Origin of the sequence: Hyphomicrobium nitrativorans NL23 (assembly GCF_000503895.1) — a bacterium.
GTDB lineage: Bacteria > Pseudomonadota > Alphaproteobacteria > Rhizobiales > Hyphomicrobiaceae > Hyphomicrobium_C > Hyphomicrobium_C nitrativorans.
Genome location: NC_022997.1, coordinates 2181368 through 2198711, shown reverse-complemented (window position 1 = coordinate 2198711; position 17344 = coordinate 2181368). Strand labels below are relative to the sequence as shown.

At 64.3% G+C, this 17344-nt stretch carries 19 protein-coding genes; 11 read left to right on the top strand and 8 right to left on the bottom strand.

The genetic code is table 11. The annotated features are described in order from the left end of the window. Nucleotides 1–42: 42 nt before the first annotated feature. Both dnaG and rpoD read left to right on the top strand, forming a co-directional pair. Complete coding sequence (gene dnaG, locus W911_RS10230; protein ID WP_023787466.1) at nucleotides 43–2013, top strand: DNA primase; 1971 nt, start codon at nucleotides 43–45, stop codon at nucleotides 2011–2013. Nucleotides 2014–2249: 236 nt separating this feature from the next. Continuing rightward, a complete protein-coding gene (gene rpoD / locus W911_RS10225) occupies nucleotides 2250–4220 on the top strand; it encodes an RNA polymerase sigma factor RpoD (RefSeq protein ID WP_023787465.1) in 1971 nt (656 codons plus the stop codon). A gap of 45 nt (nucleotides 4221–4265) precedes the next feature. Here the strand turns inward: rpoD and W911_RS10220 are convergent, their stop codons facing one another. Further along, nucleotides 4266–4460 (bottom strand): hypothetical protein, encoded by a 195-nt coding sequence (locus W911_RS10220; RefSeq protein WP_023787464.1) that lies wholly within the window; start codon nucleotides 4458–4460, stop codon nucleotides 4266–4268. Nucleotides 4461–4794: 334 nt separating this feature from the next. Between W911_RS10220 and W911_RS10215 the strand changes: the two genes are divergently transcribed. Together W911_RS10215 and W911_RS10210 are read left to right on the top strand one after the other, a co-directional pair. Further along, nucleotides 4795–5478: a hypothetical protein gene (locus W911_RS10215; RefSeq protein WP_023787463.1), complete on the top strand. Its 684-nt coding sequence runs from the start codon at nucleotides 4795–4797 to the stop codon at nucleotides 5476–5478. Nucleotides 5479–5823: 345 nt separating this feature from the next. Further along, complete coding sequence (locus tag W911_RS10210) at nucleotides 5824–6195, top strand: hypothetical protein (RefSeq protein WP_023787462.1); 372 nt, start codon at nucleotides 5824–5826, stop codon at nucleotides 6193–6195. A gap of 69 nt (nucleotides 6196–6264) precedes the next feature. Here the strand turns inward: W911_RS10210 and W911_RS10205 are convergent, their stop codons facing one another. Further along, nucleotides 6265–6501 (bottom strand): hypothetical protein, encoded by a 237-nt coding sequence (locus W911_RS10205; RefSeq protein ID WP_023787460.1) that lies wholly within the window; start codon nucleotides 6499–6501, stop codon nucleotides 6265–6267. A gap of 185 nt (nucleotides 6502–6686) precedes the next feature. Between W911_RS10205 and W911_RS10200 the strand changes: the two genes are divergently transcribed. After that, the gene (locus W911_RS10200) at nucleotides 6687–7163 is read left to right on the top strand and encodes a YbhB/YbcL family Raf kinase inhibitor-like protein (protein WP_023787459.1); all 477 of its coding nucleotides are present in this window, start codon (nucleotides 6687–6689) and stop codon (nucleotides 7161–7163) included. Between the two features lie 168 nt (nucleotides 7164–7331). Then, on the top strand, nucleotides 7332–8855 hold the full coding sequence (locus W911_RS10195; protein ID WP_158412857.1) for a GGDEF domain-containing protein: 1524 nt from the start codon (nucleotides 7332–7334) through the stop codon (nucleotides 8853–8855). A 24-nt stretch (nucleotides 8856–8879) separates the two neighbouring features. Here the strand turns inward: W911_RS10195 and W911_RS10190 are convergent, their stop codons facing one another. The 3 genes from W911_RS10190 to greA all read right to left on the bottom strand — a co-directional run bounded on the left by W911_RS10190 (nucleotide 8880) and on the right by greA (nucleotide 10642). Beyond that, nucleotides 8880–9431, bottom strand: coding sequence for a BPSL1445 family SYLF domain-containing lipoprotein (locus W911_RS10190; RefSeq protein WP_023787457.1), 552 nt, complete (start codon nucleotides 9429–9431; stop codon nucleotides 8880–8882). Nucleotides 9432–9598: 167 nt separating this feature from the next. Then, nucleotides 9599–10063: a hypothetical protein gene (locus W911_RS10185; RefSeq protein WP_023787456.1), complete on the bottom strand. Its 465-nt coding sequence runs from the start codon at nucleotides 10061–10063 to the stop codon at nucleotides 9599–9601. A gap of 111 nt (nucleotides 10064–10174) precedes the next feature. Beyond that, entirely contained in the window at nucleotides 10175–10642 is a 468-nt protein-coding gene (gene greA, locus W911_RS10180) for a transcription elongation factor GreA (RefSeq protein WP_023787455.1), read from the bottom strand. Nucleotides 10643–10728: 86 nt separating this feature from the next. On the opposite strand from greA, the gene W911_RS10175 reads away from it, so the two are divergent. The 5 genes from W911_RS10175 (at nucleotide 10729) to W911_RS10155 (ending at nucleotide 14306) form a co-directional block, all read left to right on the top strand. Beyond that, on the top strand, nucleotides 10729–11148 hold the full coding sequence (locus tag W911_RS10175) for a secondary thiamine-phosphate synthase enzyme YjbQ (protein ID WP_041316467.1): 420 nt from the start codon (nucleotides 10729–10731) through the stop codon (nucleotides 11146–11148). Between the two features lie 451 nt (nucleotides 11149–11599). Next, on the top strand, nucleotides 11600–11860 hold the full coding sequence (locus W911_RS10170) for a hypothetical protein (RefSeq protein ID WP_051388543.1): 261 nt from the start codon (nucleotides 11600–11602) through the stop codon (nucleotides 11858–11860). Nucleotides 11861–12225: 365 nt separating this feature from the next. Further along, a complete protein-coding gene (locus tag W911_RS10165) occupies nucleotides 12226–12651 on the top strand; it encodes a ketosteroid isomerase-related protein (RefSeq protein ID WP_023787452.1) in 426 nt (141 codons plus the stop codon). Between the two features lie 156 nt (nucleotides 12652–12807). Continuing rightward, nucleotides 12808–13398: a hypothetical protein gene (locus tag W911_RS10160; RefSeq protein ID WP_023787451.1), complete on the top strand. Its 591-nt coding sequence runs from the start codon at nucleotides 12808–12810 to the stop codon at nucleotides 13396–13398. Next, nucleotides 13398–14306 carry a carbon-nitrogen hydrolase family protein gene (locus W911_RS10155; protein WP_023787450.1) on the top strand — a complete coding sequence of 303 codons (909 nt, stop codon included), beginning with the start codon at nucleotides 13398–13400 and terminating at the stop codon, nucleotides 14304–14306. The genes W911_RS10160 and W911_RS10155 overlap by 1 nt, the downstream gene beginning before the upstream one ends. 55 nt (nucleotides 14307–14361) lie before the next feature. Here the strand turns inward: W911_RS10155 and W911_RS10150 are convergent, their stop codons facing one another. From W911_RS10150 to W911_RS10140, 3 genes are read right to left on the bottom strand one after another with little or no spacing between them, the layout of a single operon-like run. Beyond that, the gene (locus tag W911_RS10150) at nucleotides 14362–15183 is read right to left on the bottom strand and encodes an ABC transporter permease (RefSeq protein ID WP_023787449.1); all 822 of its coding nucleotides are present in this window, start codon (nucleotides 15181–15183) and stop codon (nucleotides 14362–14364) included. Continuing rightward, on the bottom strand, nucleotides 15180–16076 hold the full coding sequence (locus W911_RS10145; protein ID WP_023787448.1) for an ABC transporter permease: 897 nt from the start codon (nucleotides 16074–16076) through the stop codon (nucleotides 15180–15182). The genes W911_RS10150 and W911_RS10145 overlap by 4 nt, the downstream gene beginning before the upstream one ends. A gap of 9 nt (nucleotides 16077–16085) precedes the next feature. Next, nucleotides 16086–17288, bottom strand: coding sequence for an ABC transporter ATP-binding protein (locus W911_RS10140; RefSeq protein WP_023787447.1), 1203 nt, complete (start codon nucleotides 17286–17288; stop codon nucleotides 16086–16088). Between the last annotated feature and the right edge of the window lie 56 nt (nucleotides 17289–17344).

The following is a 17344-nucleotide window of genomic DNA, read 5'->3' as shown; positions in this document are numbered from 1 at the left end:
TACGTAATTTCCACATCGACGAAACTAGGCCCACTGAAACCCATGCGTTTTTCGCCTCACCTCCTGGACGAGATCCGCGCCCGGCTCCCGGTGAGCCAGGTCGTGGGCCGCAAGGTGTCGCTCAAGCGCAAGGGGCGCGAATACGCCGGGCTCTCGCCGTTCAAGATGGAGAAAACGCCGTCGTTCTTCGTGAACGATCAGAAGGGTTTCTATCACTGCTTCGCCTCCGGCGAGCACGGCGACATCTTCAAGTTCGTCATGGCGACCGAAGGGTTGAGCTTCCCCGAAGCCGTCGAGCGGTTGGCGCAGGAAGCAGGCGTCACGCTGCCGAAGCCTGAAGCACACGATCAAGAGCGCGAGGACCAGCGCACGCGGCTGGTGGCACTGATGGAGGCGTCCGCCAAGTTTTTCGAGGACGCGCTGGTGGGTCCGCAGGGGGCGGACGCGCGCCGCTACATCGAGCGCCGCGGCCTCAAGCGCGAGACGCTCGCGACGTTCCGCATCGGATATGCGCCGGGCTCACGCTCGGCCCTGAAGGACCATCTGGCGGGCGCGGGGTTCTCGCTCGAAGAAATGGTCGTCTCCGGCATGCTGATCTCGGGCGACGACATCCCCGTCGCCTACGACCGCTTCCGGCACCGCGTGATGTTTCCCATCGCAGACGCACGCGGGCGTATCGTGGCGTTCGGCGGCCGCGCACTCGACCCCGATCAAAACGCCAAGTATCTGAATTCTCCGGAAACTCCGCTCTTCCACAAGGGGCATTTGCTGTTCAATGCGCATCGGGCCCGCGCGGCCGCGCACGACAAGGATCGCGTGATCGCGGTCGAAGGCTACATGGATGCGATCTCGCTGTCGGAAGCGGGGTTCGTCGAAACCGTGGCGCCGCTCGGAACTGCGCTGACGGAAGACCAGCTCAAGCTCCTCTGGCGCATGGCGCCCGAGCCGATCCTTTGCTTCGACGGCGACAGCGCGGGCAAGCGTGCGGCGTTCCGGGCCGTCGACACGGCCCTCCCCCACCTGCAGCCGGGCGCGAGCCTCTCGTTCGCATTCCTGCCGGACGGGCTCGATCCCGACGATCTGGTGCGCCAGCAGGGGCCCTCGGCGCTGGAAACCGTGCTCGGACGCGCCCGGCCTCTGGTCGATGTGCTGTTCGAGCGGGAATGGGCCGACCGCGACTGGTCCACGCCCGAGCGGCGCGCCGGGCTCGAAAAGACGCTCAAAGGCCTGATCGGAAAAATCGCTGACGACAGCGTCCGCACGCACTATCGCCAAGCGCTTGGCGAACGGCTGGCGGCCGCATGGGGCACGGCAGGGGGTGCGGCTTCGGGCGGAGGATACGGCCGCCCGAACGCAGGCGGCTGGGTCCAGGGCGGGCGCACGGCACGCACAATGGGTGGAAAGCCCGGCCGGCGGGCGTTCGGCCGAGGCACCTTTCCGCCGGGCCTGGGGGATGGCACGGAACACCTTAACGCCAGCAGCAGCCTCAGAAAAAGTGCCCTCGTCGCGCCGGACGGCGGGCTCGCTCCGCCCCGGCGGGAGGCGCTGCTGCTTAAAGTGGTCCTTAACCATCCGTGGCTAATCGAAGAGGAAGCGGAAACGCTGGCCGACCTTTACTTCACGTCGAGTGCGCTCTCGCGGCTACGGGACGCCATCCTTTCCGCCCACGCAATCGACAATTTACTTGACACAGAGAGGCTTCGAACCCACTTGAACAAATCCGGTGTTGGCGGGGTCTTGACCCTCGTCGAACGCGCGGTTTCGCACAAGTGTGATCGGTTTGCTGAGCCCGGGGCCGGGCGCACCGAGGTGGAAGATGGCTGGCGCCACGCCCTCGCGTTGCACGAACGGCATGTGGGACTGCAACGATCGCTCGAAGCGGCCGAGCAGGCTTGGCACGAAGATCGCAGTGAGGCGTCTTTTGCCCGCATCTGCGATCTCAAGCGGCAGCTTGAGCTGATGAGCAATCCGGATTCGCTCGGCCCAGGGGCCGGGCCCGGTCACACACCTTGACGGTTAGCGGGGGGAGGATACGCGACGTCACGGAAACCCGGCCGGATCGATAAATCACAGGCGGACTTCGGCCTTCGCGGGGGCCAGGTGCGCCATATGGCATGTGTGCTTGGCATAGGCCCTTGGGAAAGCCGCGAGACGGCGCCCCTCGACGTGCGGTTCGAACCCGACGGCCCGAACGCGCACATGCTGACCGGAGGCCAGCCTCCCTCATTTTTGGCGGACGATTGAGAGACATGGCAAACGCTGCAAAGAAAGACGAGCAGGATACGGCGACGGCTGAATCCCAGGAGCGCGACAGCCCCCTGCTCGACCTCTCCGATCAGGCGGTCAAGCGGCTGCTCAAGACGGCCAAGGCGCGCGGATACGTGACGCTCGACGAGCTTAACTCCGTGCTCCCCTCCGAAGAGGTCTCGCCCGACCAGATCGAAGATACGATGGCGATGTTGTCCGACATGGGCATCAACGTCGTCGAGACCGACGAAGGCGAAGAAGGCGCGGACGCGGCGGAGGGCGAGTCCGACGAGGAAGAGGGCGGCCGCTCAGTCGTTCAGGCTGGCCTGCCCGCGCGCTCGGAGACGCGTGCGGAGCCGGCCGAGCGCACCGACGATCCGGTGCGCATGTATCTGCGCGAGATGGGCTCGGTGGAGCTGCTGTCGCGTGAAGGCGAAATCGCCATCGCGAAGCGCATCGAGGCCGGCCGCGAAGCGATGATCGCAGGTCTCTGCGAAAGCCCCCTCACCTTCCAGGCCATCATCATCTGGCGCGACGAGCTCAACGACGGCAAGATTCTGCTGCGCGACATCATCGATCTCGAAGCCACCTACGAAGGGCCCGAGGCGAAAGCCCCGCCCGCGGTCGCCGGGGACAGCGAAGACGGCGCAGAGGGTGAAGGCGCAGAGGCGTCCGAATCCAACGACGACGACGACGAGTACGAGAACGCGCTTTCGCTCGCCGCGATGGAAGCCGAGCTCAAGCCGAAGGTTCTCGAAACCTTCGACAACATCGCGAACACGTACAAGAAGCTCAGGAAGCAGCAGGACAAGAAGCTTGAGCAGCAGGTAGCCGGCGAAAGCGGCTCGCGCCAGCAGCAGAAGGCTTACGACAAGCTGCGCGAAGAGATCATCGCGGACGTGAAGAGCCTTTCGCTTAACAACGCGCGTATCGAAAGCCTCGTCGAGCAGCTCTATTCGATCAACCGGCGCCTCGTCGGCCTCGAAGGCCGGCTGATGCGGCTCGCCGACAGCTATGGCGTCGCGCGTCTCGTGTTCATCGACGAATACTTCGGCAACGAGCTCGACCAGACCTGGCTCGACCGCATGGCCGAGAACGGCAAGAAGTGGGGCCAGCTCGTCAAGAACGAGCGTCCGACGATCGAGCAGATCCGCAAGGAGATCCACGAACTCGCGACGGAAACGGGCCTCGAAATCACCGAGTACCGCCGCATCGTCAAGGCCGTGCAGAAGGGCGAGCGCGAAGCGCGCCAGGCGAAAAAGGAGATGGTGGAAGCCAACCTCCGCCTCGTGATCTCGATTGCCAAGAAGTACACGAACCGCGGCTTGCAGTTCCTGGATCTCATCCAGGAAGGCAACATCGGCCTGATGAAGGCTGTCGACAAGTTCGAGTACCGGCGCGGCTATAAGTTCTCGACGTACGCGACGTGGTGGATCCGTCAGGCCATCACGCGCTCCATCGCCGACCAGGCGCGCACGATCCGCATCCCCGTGCACATGATCGAGACGATCAACAAGATCGTGCGCACGAGCCGCCAGATGCTGCACGAGATCGGCCGCGAGCCGACGCCGGAAGAGCTGGCCGAGAAGCTCGCGATGCCGCTCGAAAAGGTGCGCAAGGTTCTCAAGATCGCGAAGGAGCCGATCTCGCTCGAAACGCCCATCGGCGACGAGGAGGACAGCCACCTCGGCGACTTCATCGAGGACCGCAACGCGGTGCTGCCGGATCAGGCGGCGATTGCGGCGAACCTTCGCGAGACGACGACGCGGGTGCTGGCGTCCCTCACGCCGCGTGAGGAGCGCGTGCTCCGCATGCGCTTCGGCATCGGCATGAACACGGACCACACGCTCGAAGAGGTGGGACAGCAGTTCTCGGTCACGCGCGAGCGTATTCGCCAGATCGAAGCCAAGGCGCTTCGGAAACTCAAGCATCCGAGCCGGAGCCGGAAACTCAGAAGCTTCCTCGACAACTGATCAAAGAAAACCCCCGAGTGATGCTCGGGGGTTTTTTGTTGGCGGCTATGCGTGCAAGCGTTTACGGCGCGTTCGCAGACTGCGCGCGAAGCGCAACACGGCCACGGCGGCCGTGCGCCCTTCCTGCGTGTCGAGCGCCGCATACCGGCGAGCGTGAGATTTTGCGTGCTCGATGATGCTCTCGTAAGTCTCGTCGCGAACCTCTGCAGCCTGGCTCTGAAGCCCACTCGTCATATACATGGATCGTCCTCCGCGATTGTTGACCTATCCACGTATGTAGGCGCTGAGAACGGCGTCGCAACGGCACGCCGGAGACCAAATTTCTACAAACGCTTCAAATTCCAGCGTAATATTGCAACATACTTCACGCGTGACGGCATGGGCGCCCGGCGATGTGTGGCGCGTTTAACGCCGCGCGTCCGAAACAATGCGCAATAGGGCGCGACGTGTCTGAGAGGCCTGCCTTCCAAGGCGCGACGGAGTTGGATGGATGATGCGGCTTTACACCGTGCGGTCTCTCTTGGCGTTCAAGCATCGATGCAGAAAAATCGGGTGCCGAGCGCTCGCGAGACGGATGTTGGTGTCATGCACGCTTCTGGCGTTGGTCACCGCCGCCACCGCGACTGCCGCCGATAAGCCTGTCCTTGACGCACCGTCCATCCCTCAAAGCGAGATCGCGAGCCCGGCGGGGCTTCCGGCCATCGGAAAATGGATGATCGCTAAGGATGGGTCGATCGCGCATTGGCTGGGCGAGCGTGTCGACGGCAAGAAGTTGCATGAGCCGATCAACGTCGTTCTGATCGATGCGTCGTCTTCGAGCGCGGACGAAGCGCGCAAGGCGCTCGTCGCGGCAGCCACGGCTGCGGGCTATCCGGTTCGCTTCGGACATTCCACAGGCTATCGCGGATACGTGGGCGGCGCGCTGTATCACCAGCTTCCGCAAGGCCGCGACGACGCCTTTTCAAATCGCGTCTTCGAGGAAACGAACAACCACGGCCGCATCTTCGGTCCTCATGCGAGCGAACATGGCTTTGTCTTCATCGGCGCGTTCAGCCGGGAGGCGGTGAACTTCCTGCGCGACCCGCCGCATCGCTACGCTTCGTTCAACCAGGCGCGCGACGGCTTCGCGCGTGCTCTTGCCGAGCATTCCCGATATCGGCAGACTGGCACGGTGCCGCTCGGCAATGCGATTGCAAACAACCCCGAGGTCACGACCGGAGATCATGACGGTCTGGCCGTCGTGCTGAGGAGGGATTAGGGTCTGTCCTCAATATTCGATGGGACATTGATGAGCTAAGACAAGCCAAGGGCCAGGAAAAGCGCGTCACGCCGGAGGCGTGCTTCCAGCACGACGCGCGATGCTTGCGCATCGGGCAAGCGATTTGACGCCGCCATTGGCTTGTCTTGGCTCACCCCGGAGGGGCGCGGTCCTTTCGCACTGCCGGGTCATGCCGGAGGCGTGCTTCCAGCACGACGCGAAAACTTGCAAACCATGGAGGTTTGCTGCGTTTCCGCTCCTGCCGGGTCATGTCGGAGACATGCTTCCAGCATGACACGAAAGTCCTCGCGTCAATGCCCATCGAATATTGAGGACAGACCCTAAATGCCCGCTCCCCTCATCCCGTTCGAGCACAAGTCGGAGAAGGTGATCCCTCGCCCGCAGTTCGCGCAGCGGATGGGGCGGGCGCTTCTGCTGTGGGCGATGCTCACGTTCGGCGGCCTCGTCATCGGCATGACCGGCTATTCCGTGACCGAGGGCATGGGACTTGCGGATTCGTTCGTGAACGCGGCGATGATCCTGTCGGGCATGGGCCCCGTGGATCAGGTGCATACGACGGCAGGCAAACTCTTCGCGGGCTTCTACGCCATTCTCTCCGGGCTCATTATCGTGATCGGCGCAGGGTTCGTGCTGGCGCCGATCGCGCATCGCGTGCTGCATCGCTTCCACGTCGAGACGAAACGCGGCGACGAGTGAAGTCCCGCCACGATGCGCAGAAGCCCCGGATAGATCTCCTGGCGCGCGATACGCGCGCCCGTGCGATCGTCAGCGCCGCCCGCTGAGGCGGCGCGCTTCCCAGCGATCCCAGCGGTCCTGCTCGGCGGCGGTGCACCACGGGTTTGCGTAATATCCGTAGCGGGCGTTGAGACGCGTGCAATCCTTCAGCGGCTTCGTCTGAGACGCGAGGCGTTTGCCGTCATCTCTGCGGCCCGCCTCGGCGGCAGACGTCACAGGCGGCAAAAGCGCGAAGGCGGCGAGAAGGAGAAGAGCGGTACGCGGCATCGGGGCATGTCCTCTGATCGTCTGGCGGCATCATGCAGGAGATCGGACCGGGCGCAACCCGTCCGCGGCTCGCGGATGGCGGTTCCCGATACCGGCGACGCCCGGAGATGTTTCCATGCACCGGAACGGTTTACGAAATACCCCCATTTGATAGCGTGGAACGGGTTCGAAACCGGAGCAACGCGATGACATTCACCCTCACCTCGACGGCTTTCGCGGACGGCGGCGAGATCCCGCGTCTCTATACATGCGAGGGGGACGACATCTCTCCGCCGCTCGCGTGGAGCAACGCACCGGCCGGGACCGAGAGCCTGGTGCTCATCGTCGACGATCCAGACGCGCCGGACCCGGCCGCGCCGCAGCGGACCTGGGTGCATTGGGTGCTCTATAATCTGCCGCCGGATTCGACCGGACTTCCCGCGGCTGTCGCGGCCGACGCGCGACCGTCGGGAACGGAAGACGGCCTCAACGACTGGGAGCACACCGGCTACGGCGGCCCCTGCCCGCCAATCGGCCGGCACCGCTACTTCCACAAGCTCTACGCGCTCGATACGCGTCTCGATGGCCTTTCGAACCCGGCCAAGGCCGATGTGGAGGCCGCGATGGCTGGCCACGTGCTCGCGGAAGCGGTGTTGCTCGGCACGTATCGGAAGGGCGGCTGATCCCGGCGCGGGCGCTTCGGCGGCGGCTCTCTCCGCATCCGGCCCGCCTCGAAAATAAACAGATCGTTGACGCGATTGCTCGCATTCGAGCCGTGCTTCGCGCGGTTCGTCAAGCGAACTCCATTAACCTGTGCAGGACTTGAGTTCATGGGGGAGCGGGGCCGGAGAATGGCTCAACGACAAAACGCACAGGGATTGAAGCTGGTCCGCTGGATCGGGCTGGCCATGGCGCTGCCGGCGCTCGCCGCGGTCTTGCTGCTCGGGCGCAACGCGGTCGTCGTCATCGAGGGCATCAACAAGGCGGCCCTCAAACAGGAAGCCGCAGCGCTCGAACGCGGCCTCAAGCTGCTGGGCGAGATCCACGCCTCGGAGCTGCTGGGACACGCGCTCCGCGACGAAGCGTTCCGCAACGTCGTGCTGTCGCAAGAAGCGAATTGGCTGCACGCAAACTTCGGAAGCCAGGCGCTCTCGTCGGAGGGACCGCAGGAACTCGTCGTCGTCGATCCGAGCGGCAAGGCGATTTTCGCGTCCGGGGTGTCCGGCGCGCCTGCGGCTGACGATGCGACGCGTCGGCTCGCCCCTGCGGCTCGCGCGATGACACGCGCACGCGACCTCTACCGGAAGGCTCACGCTGCGGGCGAAGGCTTTGGAGACCACGTGCTGGACGGCGTGAACGACGGCATCTACGTCACCGATATGGCGATCGTCGACGGGCACCCCGCCATGGTCACGGTGACACCGTTCGCACCGGAGAGCGAAGGCCATCAGGCCCCGATCGAGCCCACGCTCCTGGTCGGAATCCAGCATCTCACCGAGGCGACGCTCGACAAAGTCGAGGCGCTGGCCGACATCGGCGACATCAAACACGTCGCCGAGACGCATTCGCGGGATACCGGCGCATATACGCAGGCGGTTCGGGACGCGGACGGAAACGTCGTCACGCACCTCGCATGGGAGTTTACGAAACCGGGGAATGCGGTGATCCGGGCCGCGGCACCGGCTATCGCGCTGTCGCTCGCTATCGTGCTTCTGCTGACGCTCGCCGGTGCGTTGACCATGCGGCACCTGACGCGCCAACTCGCGGAAAGCGAGGCGGCCGCCGTTTTCGCTTCGCAGCACGATACCGCGACGGGCCTCGCCAATCGCGGCTGGTTCATGAGCACGCTTGGAGACGCCTTGCACGACGCGTCAAGGCCGGCGTCCATCCGCGCGGTGATGCTGATCGACTGCGATGACTTCAAGACGGTCAACGATACCCTGGGCCACGCCGCGGGCGATGCGGTCTTGCAAGCCATCGCGTCTCGTCTCAAAGGCCAGGGCGACGCTCTTGCCATCGCGGCTCGCCTCGGCGGCGACGAATTTGCGCTTCTGACCGCGCCTCTCGCACACCCCGGCGATGCGGAGGCCATCGCAGGGCGCATCGCCAAGACCCTGATGGCGCCCGTGCGGTTCGGAAAACACATCGTCCCCGTCAGCATCAGCCTTGGGGCGGTTGCGGTCGAACTGCCGACAGACTGCGAAATCGATGCGGTTCTGGTGAAGGCCGATCTCGCGCTCTATCGCGCCAAGCGCGACGGGCGCGGCTGTGTCAGGGTGTACGACGCCGGTCTAGATACGGGGCCGCCCGCCCCAGCGGAGGGGCCGTCACTGGGGGCCGTCGCCCGTCGAACGCGAACCTCCGTAGCGGCGTGACCTCACAACGGGCGTCGCGACGGCTCAGCGATCGATGCGTGAGATCTTGGAGCCTTCGAGGGTGAGGTTGTACATCAGGCCCTTCTGATCGAGGATAAAGCCGATCACGGGCCTCCTGATCTGGTTGGTGTCGATCGATCCGCCGACACCGACCGTGACGAGCGTCACCGATCCATCCACGCCGACTTTCCAGCCTTGCTTGCGCCGGAAATCCCAGAGCGCTTCTTCGGTCATGAACAGAATGATGACCGTGCGCGCCTGCACGCCGAGCTGAAAGCCGACGGAGGCCGACACCATGTTGTAATAGTCGTCCGTATGACCGTGGCGGAGCAGCGCGCCTTCGCCGTATTCCCCGCCGAAGCCGATGCCCGCCTTGATCACGGAGGGGAACACCAACACGCCGGCGGCGTCCTGTACCAGCTCTCGCGCACCGCCGACCGTCCGATAGAAGCGGCTCAGCGCGGCATCGACATCGGCGTCTATCGCGCGGGCGGAAGCGGCATGGCTCTCGCGGACGGCGCCGACGACGAGCGCGAAGGCGAGCAGGAGGTGGAAGGCGAGCGTCTTCGGCGACATGTGGGGACAGTCCTCGGATCAGGCGTGAGAGGCCCGGCGAGTCACCGGACTATGCTGAGTTTACCGAAAATCCGTGGAACCAATGTGGCGGAAGTGGGCACACTTTCCCTAAGGATACCGGCCCTAAGGATGCCGGCCCCAAGGATGCCGCTGGCCGCGCCGGTCCGTCAGCAGAAAATACAGACGCTGCACATCGTTCTCGCTTCCTCGATGTGGGCGTCCAGGATCTTTGAGTACTCGGCGAGGCGGGGTTTCATGGACTCGCACAGCGCCGTCTTCTTCTCCGGCTCTCCGTGGGTTTCTTCCCAGCCCTTGAGGTATCCGGCCTTCTTGGAGCGGAACGCTGCCGCGACACGGCGCAGCGACGTTACCTCGACACAGGGCGCAACAGCCGCCCACGTGCGGCGTTGAAGATTGAGCTTGCGGCCGCAGAATTCCAGGACGGCATCGACGGTCGCGTACTCGTCCACGCGGCGCCAAAGCGTGGCGCGATCGGCCTTGCTCAGGGTGTTGATCCCCACCTTCACCTCGACGAGCCCGGGGTTTGCACCCTCTGTGCCGCTCTCGCCGCGCGCCAGCCCGGCGAGCGACAGCGAGATCAAGGCGATCAGCCATGGACCGATCCGTTTCAAGCTTCAAGCCCTCTCAAACCCGTCTGGAAATCCCCGCCTGCGCCTCGCGGTTCGAAGGCACATCTGAAACCTAGATCGGGGATGGGCCGTCCGGCAAGCGCCGAGACACCTTCAGTCGATGGCAACGATCTCGACCTCGCCCGGGCCGATGCGCGCCGTCTCCCCCACACTCTTCCCGATCAGCGCGCGGGCGAGCGGCGAGACATATGAGAGCGTGCCCTGCGCCGGGTCGGCTTCATCCTCGCCCACGATCCGATACGACTGACGGCGCCCATCTTCACGCACGATGGTAACGCGGGCGCCGAAGCGCACCTCGCCGGTATCGGCCGGTGGCGGCACCAGTTCAGCGGACGCGCGCCGCTGGGTCCAATAGCGGACATCCCGCCCTGCGACCGCAAGAGCTGCACGGTCGACCGCGGCCTGGGCGGCGGCATAAGCCTGCTCGGCACGCGCGAGTTCCTCCTCGATGCGTGCGAGGCCCTCTTCGGTGACGAGGTTCGGGTGCGAGGAGATCAGGCGCTCGGGAAGCTCCTCGAACGCGTCCGACCCATCCTGTTCTTTGACGAAGGCTCTGCTCATTCTCTCTATATAGGCCGGCTTCCGGCAGAACGCATGGGGTGTTTGCACGCCTCGATACGCCCGGAAAACAAGACGGAGACAGGCTCATGCACCAGGATCAGACCGAGTTCACCTTCTCCACGAAAGGCCAGGGGCTCTACGAAATCACGCGGGACGCGCAGGCTTTCGTCGCCGCGTCCGGGATCGCGCTCGGACAGCTCACGGCCTTTTGCCGGCACACGTCGGCCTCTCTCGTCATCCAGGAGAACGCGGATCCGGATGTCCAGCGCGACCTGCTCGCCTTCTTTCGCCGGCTCGTTCCCGAGTGCGACCCACTCTTCGTCCACACGCTCGAAGGACCCGACGACATGCCCGCGCACGTGAAGAGCGCGCTCACTCAGACGTCGATCACCATCCCGATCTCGAACGGCCGCCTCCTGCTCGGCACGTGGCAAGGGCTCTATCTCTTCGAGCATCGCGTCGCACCCCACGCGCGCAAGATCGTGCTGCACGTCGTCGGCGAGTAGCGAAACGCATCGATCGAGCGAGACTTCGACATCGCGAGCGCGCACATGTTCGTGCTCAGTTATGCCTTTGCTTCAAGGTCTTTTGCGCACTCGCTCATCGATGCATCACACCTCGCGCAGCGTGCGCAAACCGATCGTGAGCATCGATTGTCTCGAAACGCGACACACGATCGACGATGCGATGAATGCGCAGCTTTCGATGCATCAGTAATTCACAGACGCTTAAACGTGCTCTAGAGTGCGGACCGCAACGAGCACTTTGCGAACGTTGTGATCGCGATGTCGCGACACACACGCTCGACGATCGAGACGCTCTTGCGACACGAAGCACGTCGGACAACAGGTGTCCGACCTGAGCATGATCGAGGATGAATTCCCCCCGCGGCCTGCCGCGTGCGATGCAGACCCGGCCAGAAAGGGCGGATGCCCACCTCAAGAAGGAGGAAGACCTATGGCGAAGACCAAGACCGCCGCGAGCGCGAAGCGCGCGCCTGCGAAAAAGAAACTTGCCGTGAAGAAGAAGCCGGCCAAGAAGCCGGTGAAGAAGGCCGTCACCAGAAAGACCCCGGCCCGCACCGCGGCCAAGAAGACGACGGCCCGCACGGCCGCCGCGAGGAAGACCACGGCGCGCAAGACCGCCACGAAGACGAAGGCGAAGACCGCAATCAAGAAGCGGCCGGCCGCCAAGAAGAAAGCTGCGAAGAAAAAATAAGCCCGGCGGCTTCGTGCCGTCACAGGCGGATCCGCCCGGGGCCTCGACGTCCCGGGCAGAACGACAAACACCGGCTCGCGGCGGGCAGCCCCTTCGGACATTCCGAGACAGCCCGCCGCCTGCGCGCTCGCCACGCCGCAGATCTCACCCGCTCATCCGAGGCCTCTGATCGTTCGTGCCGAGAGCAGCGGCCTGCGCGTTCGCAACCCTTTGCAAATCTAAAGAAAAGTGGATCGCGTTTGAAGCCGGACAGCCGTCCTTTCCGGCCCTCCCGCCGGGCCTCCCTGCCCTGCGCCAACAGATACCTTCAATCTCGCGGCGAAAGGCTCTATGGAGGCCGGGTTTCACCAATTGGGAGCCCCGCCATGAGCGACGCCGAAAGCAAGACCCGCATCGAGACGGCCAAACTGATCCGCAGCTACTACGACGCCTTCAATGCCGGTGACACCGACGCCATGCTCGACCACCTCACCGACGACGTGATTCACGACGTCAACCAGGGCGAGCGTCGCGTCGGCCGCGAGAAGTTCCGTGCCTTCAACGCGCGCATGACGCACCACTATAAAGAGACGCTGACCGAGATCGCGGTGCTGGTGTCGAAGGACGGCACGCGGGCTGCAGCCGAATTCAACGTCAACGGCGAGTACCTCAACACGGACAGCGAGCTGCCGCCGGCTCAGGGCCAGAAGTACGTTCTTCCGGCCGGAACGTTCTTTGCGATCCGCGACGGGAAGATTGCCCGCGTCACGACGTACTACAATCTGACGGACTGGATCGCGCAGGTGGCGTAAGCCAGCGTCCGAATTGCCCGGAGCGGGAGACCGGCGGAGGCCCTGCGGCTCTCATAGGTTCTTCTCGCCGCTTCCCTCCGGCTCTCCCGGTACCGCTTTGCCGGCGCCTCCCGTGACGGGCGGGTCGCGCCCCGGAAGGCCAGGAAAGGAAACGAGATGAGCATCGAGGTTTCCGCGCTGTCGGGGGAGGACATTCTCTCCATCCTTCCGGATCTGGCACGGCTCCGGATCACCGTGTTCCGCGACTGGCCCTATCTCTATGACGGCTCGCTTGAGTACGAGGAGACGTATCTCGCCAAATTCGCCGCCGCGAAGGGGGCCGTTTGCGTGGTTGCGCGCGATGGCGACCTCGTGGTCGGCGCGTCGACGGGTGCGCCGATGGTCGAGCACGCGGACGAATTCGGCGAGCCGTTCCGGGCCGCCGGTTACGACCTCGACAAAATTTTCTATTGCGGCGAGAGCGTGCTGCTCAAGAGCCATCGCGGGCATGGCCTTGGGCATAAGTTCTTCGATCTGCGCGAAGGGCGCGCGCACGCCCTCGGCGGCTTCACGCATTCCACCTTCTGCCGCGTGGTTCGGCCGGACGACCATCCGCTGAAGCCCGAAGATTACATTCCGCTCGACAGGTTCTGGGCCAGACGGGGCTACGCACCCGTGCCGGGCCTCACCGCGACGTACGACTGGAAGGACGTCGACCAGGCGGACGAGACAACCCACACCATGCAGTTCTGGATGAGAGCACTCTGATGGCCGAAGCGTCCGTTCTCAAAGTTGCCGCCGCGCAGTATCCGATCGGCCAGCCGGAGTCGCTCGGTGAATGGGAAACGAAGATCGCGTCGTGGGTGGCGGACGGCGCGGCAACGGGCGCCGACCTTCTCGTGTTTCCCGAATATGCCGCAATCGAACAGGCCGCCGCTCTCGGGCCTGCCGTCTACGGCGACCTCACGACGACGCTCGAACAGGTGGCGGCGCTCGCGGAGAAGCGCGTGGCATTCCACGCCGCACTGGCGTCTACGCACAACGTGCACATTCTCGTGGGCTCGGGGCCGGCGAAGACGGACGACGGACGCTTCGTCAATGCCGCACAGCTCGTGACGCCGGATGGCAAAGTCGGCGTGCAGGAAAAGCTGATCATGACGCCGTTCGAGCACGGCTGGGGCGTCACGGCGGGTGGGCCGTTGCGCGTGTTCGAGACCGACCTCGGCCGTCTCTCGATCCTCATTTGCTACGATAGCGAATTTCCGCTGCTGGCCCGCGCCGCCGTCGAAGCCGGTGCGGAAGCGATCCTCGTGCCCTCGTGCACGGAGCGGATCTCCGGCTACCATCGCGTGCGGACCGGATCGGAAGCACGCGCGCTCGAAAATACCATCGTCACCGTGCAGAGCCCGACCGTGGGAGATGCGCCGTGGTCGCCGGCGGTCGATCTCAACGTGGGGGCCGCAGGCATCTACGTGCCGCCCGAGCATGGCGTGAGCGATACCGGCGTGCTCGCGGAAGGCACGCTCAACGCGCACCAGTGGGTGTATGCGGAGGTGGATCTCGCCTCGCTCCGGCGGCTTCGCACAAGCGGGGAGATGCGCAACTTCGGCGACTGGCCGGCTCAGCCGGGCGCGGAGCCGCTGGCTCATACGGTCGAGATCGTACCCCTCACGTAGTCCAAAGAGGAGCGCGTGCCCCGTCACCCGCTCGCGCGAAGAGCGCGCGCCCGCGCTACGTTCCACCCGCCTCGGCAGTCCTCAAATCGCGCTCGCGGCGCGCGCTCGATCGCTTCGTGGCATAAGACGCAATAAGCACGCCGATCGTCACGAACCCGATCATCACTGTCGAAATCGCGTTGATCTCCGGCGTCACACCCAATCGCACCTGACTGTAGATCCGCATCGGAAGCGTCGTCGCGCCGGGCCCTGTGGTGAAGCTTGCAATCACGAGGTCGTCGAGCGACAGCGTGAACGCCAGGAGCCACGCCGAGATCACCGAAGGCGCGATGATCGGCAGTGTCACCTGCATGAAGGTGCGCACCGGCGTCGCGCCGAGGTCCATGGCCGCCTCCTCGACCGACTTGTCGAAATCGTAGAGGCGCGCCTGCACGACGACGGCGGCAAAGCACATCGAGAACGTGGCGTGCGCAATCACGACCGTCCAGAACCCGCGCGCGAACCCTACAGCCACGAACAGGAGCAGCAACGAAAGGCCGGTGATCACCTCGGGCATCACCAGCGGCGCAAAAATGAGCCCCGAGAACAGCGTGCGCCCGGGAAACCGCCCCGCACGAACCAGAACGACAGCCGCCAGCGTGCCCAGAATGACGGCCAGCGTCGATGAGACGAACGCAACGCGCAACGTCACCCACGCGGCCGTCAGCAGTTGCTCGTTCTGCAACATGCTGGCGTACCACTTCGTCGACCAGCCGCCCCAAACCGTCACGAGGCGCGACTCGTTGAAGCTGTAGATCACGAGCAGCAGAATGGGGATGTAGAGAAACGCGAAGCCGAGCGCGATCGACGTGGCGTTGAACCAGCTAAAGCGTCTCATCGCCCGGCCTCCCTTTCCCTGAGTTGCTCCTGATTGCGCTGGAACAGCACAATGGGCACGACCAGCACCAGCAGCAGCACGACCGCCACGGCCGACGCCACCGGCCAGTCACGGTTCGAGAAGAACTCGATCCACAGCGTCTTGCCGATCATCAGCGTATCGGACCCGCCCAGCAGATCCGGGATCACGAACTCGCCGACAGCGGGAATGAAGACGAGGAACGAGCCGGCCAGGACGCCCGGCATCGAGAGCGGGAACGTCACCTGCCAGAACGATTTCCAGGGCGGCGAGCCGAGATCCGCGGCCGCTTCGAGAAGCGCCGGATTGATCTTTTCGAGGCTCGCATAGAGCGGGAGGATCATGAACGGCAGATACGAATAGACGATACCGATATGAACCGCCGTCTCCGTATGCAAAATGTTGAGCGGCACGCTGATCAGCCCGAAACTCATGAGGAAATGATTGAGCAGCCCTTCCTGCTTGAGGATGCCGATCCACGCATAGACTCGGATCAGAAACGACGTCCAGAACGGCAGGATCACAAGCATCAGAAGCATCGGCTGCCACGCCTTCGGCGCACGCGCCATGCCATACGCGATCGGAAACCCGACCGCGAGCGTGATCAGCGTCGAGATGAACGCGATCCTCAGTGACGAGCCGTACGCGTTCACATAGAGCGCATCGCTGAAGATGATCCGATAGTTCTCGAAATCGAGCTGGCTGAAGAAATCTTTGATGCCGGCCCATCCCTCGGAGAGATCGAGCAGCGGCGTGTAAGGCGGGATCGCGATCTCGGTGTCCGACAACGAGATCTTGAAGACGATAAAGAACGGGACGAGGAAGAAAACGAAAAGCCAGAGATAGGGAACGGAAATCAGAAGCCACCGGCGCATGTCGCCCTCCTATCGCGTGAGCACGACGCCGGCGTCCGCCGGCCATTCGAGCCAGACCCGATCCTCCCAACTGATAGGCCGCTCCACGGTGCTCGCCGAGTTGGCGCGCAACGCCTTCACCATCTCGCCGTTGGCAAGCTCCACGTGATACTGAGAGATCGAGCCGAGATAGCCGATATCGACGACCTTGCCCTCGACCGCATTGTTGCCGTCGCCCGGCTTGTCGAGCGCGATGCGGATCTTTTCCGGCCTCAGCGACAGCCATACGTCCTGCCCCACGCTCACGCCCTCCGGCGCCACGGCCTTGAACCGGGCGCGCCCGCCGGCCCAATCGAGGTCGACGAACCCGCCAGACACCGCGCCCACCTTGCCTTCGAACAGGTTCACGTCCCCGATGAAATTCGCCACGTAGCGCGAATTCGGCGCTTCATAGATGTCACCCGGCGTCGCCACCTGGACGAACTCGCCGTGATCCATGACGGCGATGCGGCTCGACACCGTCATCGCCTCTTCCTGATCGTGGGTCACGATGATGAACGTCGTCCCCGTCGTCTCCTGAATGTACATGAGCTCGAACTGGGCCTGTTGCCTCAGCCGCTTGTCGAGCGCTCCGAGAGGCTCGTCGAGCAGCACGATGCGTGGCTTTTTCGCGATGGCCCGCGCAAGCGCCACCCGCTGCTGCTGACCGCCGGAAAGCTGATGCGGCTTGCGCTTCCCGAAACGGTTGAGCTCCAGCATCGTCATCGCCTCCTCAACGCGCGTGGCGATCTGATCCTTGGGCATTCCTTCCTGCTTGAGGCCGAAGCCGATATTCTGCTCCACCGTCATGTGCGGGAAAAGCGCGTAGGACTGGAACATCATGTTGACCGGCCGCTCGTAGGGCTGAAGATCCGTAATGTCCTCCCCGGCCACGAGGATGCGCCCGCTGGTCGGCTTTTCGAAGCCAGCGAGCATCCGAAGAAGCGTCGTCTTCCCGCATCCCGAGGGCCCGAGCAGAGAGAAAAATTCGCGCTCGTAAATGTCGAGCGTGCAGTCCTTGACGGCGACGAAATCGCCGAACCGCTTGACCACGTTTTCGAAGCGTACGATCGGCGCCTTGGCCGGATCCTTCCACGGCGCAAAACCGGATTGCGGGGCCGGCGTACGCGCGCGGCGCGCCTGCGGCTCCGAAGAAGCGGCAATCGGCGCGGCCGCCGTGAGAGGATCACTCATGGTCCAACATCCTCGGTTCTGGCCGGCAACGACCGCCGGCACCGTCTCGCCCAGGG

What these genes read in the sequence shown, in the direction of transcription:
- dnaG (WP_023787466.1), top strand. Translation starts at nt 43, where the DNA reads ATGCGTTTTTCGCCTCACCTCCTGGACGAGATCCGCGCCCGGCTCCCG.
- rpoD (WP_023787465.1), top strand. Translation starts at nt 2,250, where the DNA reads ATGGCAAACGCTGCAAAGAAAGACGAGCAGGATACGGCGACGGCTGAA.
- W911_RS10220 (WP_023787464.1), bottom strand. Translation starts at nt 4,460, where the DNA reads ATGTATATGACGAGTGGGCTTCAGAGCCAGGCTGCAGAGGTTCGCGAC.
- W911_RS10215 (WP_023787463.1), top strand. Translation starts at nt 4,795, where the DNA reads ATGTTGGTGTCATGCACGCTTCTGGCGTTGGTCACCGCCGCCACCGCG.
- W911_RS10210 (WP_023787462.1), top strand. Translation starts at nt 5,824, where the DNA reads ATGCCCGCTCCCCTCATCCCGTTCGAGCACAAGTCGGAGAAGGTGATC.
- W911_RS10205 (WP_023787460.1), bottom strand. Translation starts at nt 6,501, where the DNA reads ATGCCGCGTACCGCTCTTCTCCTTCTCGCCGCCTTCGCGCTTTTGCCG.
- W911_RS10200 (WP_023787459.1), top strand. Translation starts at nt 6,687, where the DNA reads ATGACATTCACCCTCACCTCGACGGCTTTCGCGGACGGCGGCGAGATC.
- W911_RS10195 (WP_158412857.1), top strand. Translation starts at nt 7,332, where the DNA reads ATGGCTCAACGACAAAACGCACAGGGATTGAAGCTGGTCCGCTGGATC.
- W911_RS10190 (WP_023787457.1), bottom strand. Translation starts at nt 9,431, where the DNA reads ATGTCGCCGAAGACGCTCGCCTTCCACCTCCTGCTCGCCTTCGCGCTC.
- greA (WP_023787455.1), bottom strand. Translation starts at nt 10,642, where the DNA reads ATGAGCAGAGCCTTCGTCAAAGAACAGGATGGGTCGGACGCGTTCGAG.
- W911_RS10175 (WP_041316467.1), top strand. Translation starts at nt 10,729, where the DNA reads ATGCACCAGGATCAGACCGAGTTCACCTTCTCCACGAAAGGCCAGGGG.
- W911_RS10170 (WP_051388543.1), top strand. Translation starts at nt 11,600, where the DNA reads ATGGCGAAGACCAAGACCGCCGCGAGCGCGAAGCGCGCGCCTGCGAAA.
- W911_RS10165 (WP_023787452.1), top strand. Translation starts at nt 12,226, where the DNA reads ATGAGCGACGCCGAAAGCAAGACCCGCATCGAGACGGCCAAACTGATC.
- W911_RS10160 (WP_023787451.1), top strand. Translation starts at nt 12,808, where the DNA reads ATGAGCATCGAGGTTTCCGCGCTGTCGGGGGAGGACATTCTCTCCATC.
- W911_RS10155 (WP_023787450.1), top strand. Translation starts at nt 13,398, where the DNA reads ATGGCCGAAGCGTCCGTTCTCAAAGTTGCCGCCGCGCAGTATCCGATC.
- W911_RS10150 (WP_023787449.1), bottom strand. Translation starts at nt 15,183, where the DNA reads ATGAGACGCTTTAGCTGGTTCAACGCCACGTCGATCGCGCTCGGCTTC.
- W911_RS10145 (WP_023787448.1), bottom strand. Translation starts at nt 16,076, where the DNA reads ATGCGCCGGTGGCTTCTGATTTCCGTTCCCTATCTCTGGCTTTTCGTT.
- W911_RS10140 (WP_023787447.1), bottom strand. Translation starts at nt 17,288, where the DNA reads ATGAGTGATCCTCTCACGGCGGCCGCGCCGATTGCCGCTTCTTCGGAG.